Source organism: Sulfolobales archaeon, assembly GCA_038897115.1.
GTDB lineage: Archaea > Thermoproteota > Thermoprotei_A > Sulfolobales > AG1 > AG1.
This window is the reverse complement of record JAWAXC010000123.1, coordinates 1-5,938: the sequence shown is the minus strand read 5'-3', so window position 1 is coordinate 5,938 and position 5,938 is coordinate 1. Positions and strand designations below refer to the sequence as shown.

At 41.3% G+C, this 5,938-nt stretch carries 10 protein-coding genes; 4 read left to right on the top strand and 6 right to left on the bottom strand.

What is annotated here, in order from left to right; all coding sequences use genetic code 11:
• From QXE01_11220 to QXE01_11205, 4 genes are all read left to right on the top strand, one after another.
• On the top strand, positions 1–718 hold a 718-nt coding region (locus QXE01_11220; protein ID MEM4971807.1), incomplete at its 5' end, for a hypothetical protein.
• Positions 719–759: 41 nt separating this feature from the next.
• Complete coding sequence (locus QXE01_11215; GenBank protein ID MEM4971806.1) at positions 760–1,401, top strand: hypothetical protein; 642 nt, start codon at positions 760–762, stop codon at positions 1,399–1,401.
• A gap of 289 nt (positions 1,402–1,690) precedes the next feature.
• Positions 1,691–2,311, top strand: a complete 621-nt coding sequence (locus QXE01_11210; protein MEM4971805.1) for a hypothetical protein — start codon at positions 1,691–1,693, stop codon at positions 2,309–2,311.
• Complete coding sequence (locus QXE01_11205) at positions 2,268–2,576, top strand: HEPN domain-containing protein (protein ID MEM4971804.1); 309 nt, start codon at positions 2,268–2,270, stop codon at positions 2,574–2,576. Before QXE01_11210 ends, QXE01_11205 begins: the two co-directional genes overlap by 44 nt.
• A gap of 250 nt (positions 2,577–2,826) precedes the next feature.
• Here QXE01_11205 and QXE01_11200 read toward each other — a convergent pair whose 3' ends face one another.
• The 6 genes from QXE01_11200 to QXE01_11175 all read right to left on the bottom strand — a co-directional run.
• Complete coding sequence (locus tag QXE01_11200) at positions 2,827–3,171, bottom strand: hypothetical protein (GenBank protein ID MEM4971803.1); 345 nt, start codon at positions 3,169–3,171, stop codon at positions 2,827–2,829.
• On the bottom strand, positions 3,155–3,307 hold the full coding sequence (locus tag QXE01_11195) for a hypothetical protein (GenBank protein MEM4971802.1): 153 nt from the start codon (positions 3,305–3,307) through the stop codon (positions 3,155–3,157). Before QXE01_11195 ends, QXE01_11200 begins: the two co-directional genes overlap by 17 nt.
• Positions 3,308–3,404: 97 nt before the next feature.
• Positions 3,405–3,623 (bottom strand): hypothetical protein, encoded by a 219-nt coding sequence (locus QXE01_11190; GenBank protein MEM4971801.1) that lies wholly within the window; start codon positions 3,621–3,623, stop codon positions 3,405–3,407.
• 618 nt (positions 3,624–4,241) lie between these two features.
• Positions 4,242–4,559, bottom strand: coding sequence for a hypothetical protein (locus QXE01_11185; protein MEM4971800.1), 318 nt, complete (start codon positions 4,557–4,559; stop codon positions 4,242–4,244).
• Between the two features lie 291 nt (positions 4,560–4,850).
• Positions 4,851–5,321, bottom strand: coding sequence for a hypothetical protein (locus tag QXE01_11180; protein MEM4971799.1), 471 nt, complete (start codon positions 5,319–5,321; stop codon positions 4,851–4,853).
• Positions 5,322–5,515: 194 nt separating this feature from the next.
• Positions 5,516–5,938: TenA family transcriptional regulator (locus QXE01_11175; GenBank protein ID MEM4971798.1), on the bottom strand; the 423-nt coding region annotated here is incomplete at its 5' end.

The following is a 5,938-nucleotide window of genomic DNA, read 5'->3' as shown; positions in this document are numbered from 1 at the left end:
ATTCCCATATATAGCTAGCATAATATCTATCTCCATATTAGTTGGTGCTATAGCTAATAACATATTCATCCAAGCCTATGAAGCGCTTCACGGGGATACAAGGATATATGGGGAGATCCTCGGGGGAGGCTCTCTAATAGGTGTGGCAGTTGCTATAGATGTGGCTATACTTATAGCTGTGTATAGGGCTAAGCATATGTGGAGAGATCGTATGTCTAGGCTGAGGCCAATAGCCATGGCCCTTATAATCGAGGATCTATTCTCTCTCAGTGGGAACATAACAGCACTCTCATCACTTATCCTCTCAACGAGATACCCATATATAGATGCCCTCGGCTCTATGGCTATAGCCTCTATAATTCTTGCTGCCTCTGCATATGTCATATACAAGAATATAGAGGTGCTAGTAGGTAGATCTGCTCCGAAGGATGTTATACTAAAGATTCTAAACACCCTCTCAAGGTTCAGCGAGATCGTTGATATAGATGATCTCAAGAGCTACGCTATAACCCCTGATCATATATACATAGTAGCCACACTAGGGGTAGATCCTAGGAAGAGTGTGAAGGATCTAGACGAGCTTAGAGAGAGGATTGTGAGGGAAATAATGGCGATAGACCCTAGGATAAAAAGGGTTATAGTTGAGTTCTCAGGAGAGCCGATAGATGATAGGGATAGGGAGAGGATATATAGGGAGATAAGCTATATGGAGGAATAGCCTCTATATATCTCCCCGGCAAACCATATAATGGCTCCACAATGTTCCTAAAACCAGGTGTTAGGATAAACCCCTCAGATCAGAAGAGACTTATGCTAGCATGGTGGCCATTCTCCATCATAAGCTTCGACAGCTGCCCTGAAAACATGTTTCTAGTAGATCTAGTGGTTGCCTCGGAATCAAAAGATCCTCTACCCATGATCCTTACAATGAGGAGGTATAGAGATAGATATAGATTAGAACCCTCACCCCCTGTTGAAGCACCTATAGTAGTTGTAAGGGGAGCAGGACCTACACAGATCCTAGAATCGATCTTAAAGATCTATAGAGGTGTGAGGGAGAAAGCAGAGAGAGGAGAGGAGATCGATATAAGAAGCCTTAGAAGAGCAGCAATACAGATGAAGATCAGAAGACCCCACACATTGGAAGAGGCACTTGCAAACCCAATAACAAGGGGGATACTCTCGGAAATCCTATCCTCAATATGCATCAAAGGAGAAGATGTGAGGATCTCTAGCTATACTCCTATATATGTATTAATAGGTGTTAATAGAGATAGAAAAGAGTTCTACATATATATGGAGAGGAGATTAAGAAGCACAAACCACGAGATATACGCCCTAGAGGTTAAAGAGATCATAGAGATCCTAGACAAATACCAGATCCCAGGAAAGCCGGATTAATATTATAAATAAAGGAATATTATATATGATGATGAACTCGGGAGCAGCGAAAGATGAGCAGGGTCTTGAGTGCTGAGAGATATTAACCATCTTAAAGAAAATTTATTCAGAACATCCCTGGTAAACTAGTAATGGAATTAAGAGACATGATGAAGAATTAGGAGATACGATATAGTTGCTATATAGATATATAGATATCTCTTAATCCTGGAGGCGGTTCTTTCCTCTATACTGGGGGATTCTAGAATATATAGCTCTCCTGTTATATATTAATGGAATGAGTGCAGAGATGATGTCAGCTTCGGCTAAGATTATTTCTGGGAGATATCCCAGGTTTTTCATGAATGTTGATCTGGATATCGCTATATCGAAGTTCTTCCTAAAGCTCCAAAACGTGTTAAAAGACAACCTAGTGGGCGTTATTATCCCAGCTGGGGAGGTTTATGAGAGCAATGTTCTTGTAATTGTTAGAAAAAGAGATGTAGAAACGATCTTAGAGATCACGAAAACAGCCCTAGAGGTTGAAGATGAATATAGGGGTAAGGTCTCTATAAACCCTTATATAGCCCTTGAGAGTGAGGAGAGTGTTATTAGAGTATTCAGAGAAGCTGTTGATGAGAATCAAGGGGATCCCAAGATCCAGAGAGAGGCTTTAAAAATATTTCGCGAGAGGCTATTAAGACTGGGCTATATATCTGATGTGATCATCCCGAATGCTGAGATCTATCAGAGCAACGTATTGATCATAGTGAAGAGAAGAGATTTGGAGACAATCTCAGAGATTATAAGAATAGCAATGGAAATCGAAGGCCAATATGCTGGCCGGGTTTCGATCAGCCCATATATAGCTCTCGAGAGTGAGGAAAATGTCATTAAGACATTCAAAGAAGCTTCTGGAGGAAGCATATAAGGATCTAGAGATAGGATGTTACAATAAAGCTGCATCAGCATCATATTTCGCTTTAAGAAAAGCTTCAGAGGCTCTTTTAAAAGCCCTTGGAGAGGCGATCCCAAGGAGGGATGATAAACTAACAAATGCAATTAAGAATAAGGGCTTGATAGATGTAGCCGAGACTCTGAGATATATATATGAGATAAGAAAGGTAGCAGATTATGGAGAAGGTGTTTCGGAAGAGGAGGCACCTCATGTGTTGAGAGAGCTGGAAAAGCCATAGAGGTTATAGAGAAGCTACTAGAGAAGCTAGAGTTTAGAGGTTAGAAGAGTGGATCATACATGTGTCTATGAACTGATGGCGAGGGATCTACGCTAATTCCTTTACCTATATGATCCCGTTGGAAGTAGAAATAACCATAATTGAAGATCTAAGTAAGTTTATTTACATCAGGTAGCAAGATTTATTTTAGTTTAGATCTATTTCAGAGAAATGGGAAAAAAAGATATTATATTATGTTTCTAACCAGTAATTAAAAACTCATAGTATTTCTAAGGCTTCTAGGGTATAGAAAACAAAAAACAAATATCATCAGGACGCTGAGGATTGTTGAGATGATTATGGAAGCGATCAACCTGGTAGATAGTTTGCTTGTTAACTCAGTACCCTTATAAACTGGTATAGCTATTAATGTGGCGATTACAAAGACTAGAAGGGTTAAGATCCCATGTCCGATCCAGTGATGTCCAAATGCTGCTTTTAACCAGCTCTCAACACCGGAGTTTGTTTCCTTCACAATGGCTAGGATCCCGTTGAATACTGCTGCTGAGGAATACCCAATAACTGAGCCAACAGCGAGCCTAGTCCTCCCCACCATCCTTTATCTCCTTCCTCGAGCCTCGAGTGACCAGGCTTGTTCTGCAGCTATTGAGATCCCACCCTCCGAGGAGATCCATCATTATGCCTCCAAGGAGCACGAGAACAGCGATCCATAGAAGAATTCTCCTACCCAACGGATTCCCAATGTCTATAGTATATGATAGGATGGGCAATAAAGTTGCTAGGAAGAGTCCTGTATAGAAGATATGCTCCTTAGTCTCCATACCAAGTTCATGAGCAAGCTCTGTCTGCAGGATACTCAATGGTATATACCGGGATCACGCTGAACCATGTAAGCCATACAAGGATCGAAAGAGCTATCGAGAGGATCCTTATTAACCTCTTATCAGTTGATCCCACATATATAGCCGATATTAGAGCTGCAGCGCATAGCATAGCCAATAGTGCGAAGAACACATGTATACCAGCTTCTAACCCAGGAACTGACATATATTACCCCCCGATATATGTATATATTAATTTGTTTAAAAAGATTATTATCCTAGTATATATTTTAAATATATATTATGAATGACCAGAAAACATTATAGAAATGGCTATAAACATAGCATGATATATTCCAGCATATAACTATTTTCTCTGAAGAGACTAATTATTATCAAGTGAAAATAAGCCACAATAAAATTACCGCAATAAATCCATCTACAGTCTTAACAGCTGAAGCGCCCTCTCCCCTATGAGACGGTTGTTCAATGGTATGGCTTAAGCAATAAGATACTTAAGACGGGGAGTGGAAATAATCAGTCTATCTAGCACTCCTCCTAACCATTCCAGGTGGATCCCTTACATGTCTCCAGAGCCCCTTGCCAAAGCTTATAACCTCCATCCCTAGAGCATCTATTGTTACTCATGACAACTGAAAGTCTCGCCCCTCTAGGGCGGGGATGTTGCTAATGCTTATAATCTTTGATGCAAGTACTATAGCTAGATGATGAGTGGCTATGAGCATGGCAACCAGGCCCCCGGATGATTATAGATGTAAGCTGGCATCCATATCCCCTACCCCCGAGAGGGGATAGGGGTAATTGCTGGAGACCCGGCCTAGGGCTAAACCCACGAGAACCTTGGATGATCTACTATGGAATTGAAAGGGGAGGAGGTCAGTGATGAAAGCACTGAGCCATCTTCATCTAATAGCTCGAGCAGCACAGCTTGTGGGTATAAACTTGCCTCTCTAATACTGGATGCCTCGATAACTTCATATCTCTCAGCATCCTCAGGCTTCTTGAAGCATATTCTAGCAGCTGCTTCGGGATCCAGTGCTATTAATGGCCTGGGACTTTCAGCACCTCCATTAGCAAGTACGACTAGCTCCACATATTTATTGTCTCTCCCCCTCACCCTCAGCCTTACCCTTACCGCCATCTCCACCAACCCTCCTCCCAAGGGACCATTTACCAAACCTTATAAGACCCCTAGCCCTCACTATATAAGCCCCATATAGATCTTAGCTGAGCAGCATATTATACCTTAATTAAAGAAATATAGCCTCTACATCGTCTTGATGAAATCCTATGCCCTATGAAAATCCGTATTACTATTAAATTGAAGATCTACCGGATATTTAATTATGATTAGCTATGTCGATACCCTACTCCTATTATCTTTAGGCTTTAATCGATAACATACTACTTCGCCCAAAGATAGGATTAAAATCTATGGCCTCCTTGTTAGTGCTTCTACAAGTCTATTGATCACTATATCTCTTAGGCTATCCATGCTTGCTCTCAACTGCTTCATATCAGTCTCCAAGCCCTCTACCCTTTTCTCTAGGAGCTCAATCCTCATGGTTAGGTTCTTCTCAACCTCCCCAATCCTCTTTTCAAGCATATCCATCCTCTTCTCGATAAGATCCATTCTCTTCTCAATAGAGTTCATTCTCTCTGATAGGCTCTTCTCAAGAGCCTCCATCCTAGTCTTCAAACTCTCTTCTAAGCTCGCCATTCTCTTTTCTATAGCATCCATTCTAGCCACTAGAGTCCTCCTAGTAGCCTCCATCAATAGGAAACCCACTTCCCAATCACTCAGCTTCTCACCCCTAACAGCCTTATCAATGATCCTCTTAGCATACTCTGTAAGAATAGAAGCTATAACATCTACCCCAATAGATGAAGAATGATCAGCCATAGACCTCTAGATATAGATGCTATAAAAGCTAAAATATTGTTTTGAATTCTAGCTATTTTTTCTTTCTATAATCCGGCTTTGAGATATCTCTTCTCATATCTGATCTCTCTTATCTTTGGGCGAGGCTTTCAGCTGTGAAAATTTGTTACTGTTGGGTTATAGAGAGGGTTTGGATTGGGGTATAAGAGATGTGGTTATCCTTTGTATATGCTATCCCAGAACATCTTCTCGTAGTGCTGGATTATTGTTGCTGCTTGCCTCATAGCATCTCTATCCCTTGGATAGTATTTCGATGCTATTGATAGAGATCTCTCTATGAAGGGCTCATATGGCGGTCTGAAGACCTGGAAAAAGCCTAGGCTTTTATAGCCGTATCTATTTCTCAGGGCATCGCCGAATTTAGTTGATGCCTCGCCCCATGCTGGGAAGTTTATTGCGAATGCAAATGCTATAACACCTATGCTTGCATAGCTAGCTAGCCACGATATATAGTGTGTATATGCAATGGCATATGGGCTTACATCGATCTCAGAGGGTCTTCTAAGCTCTACACCGAGCTCCCTAAGAAGATCTGCAAGACCCTGCAAAGCCCTATAATCAACATCAACAGCATCTCT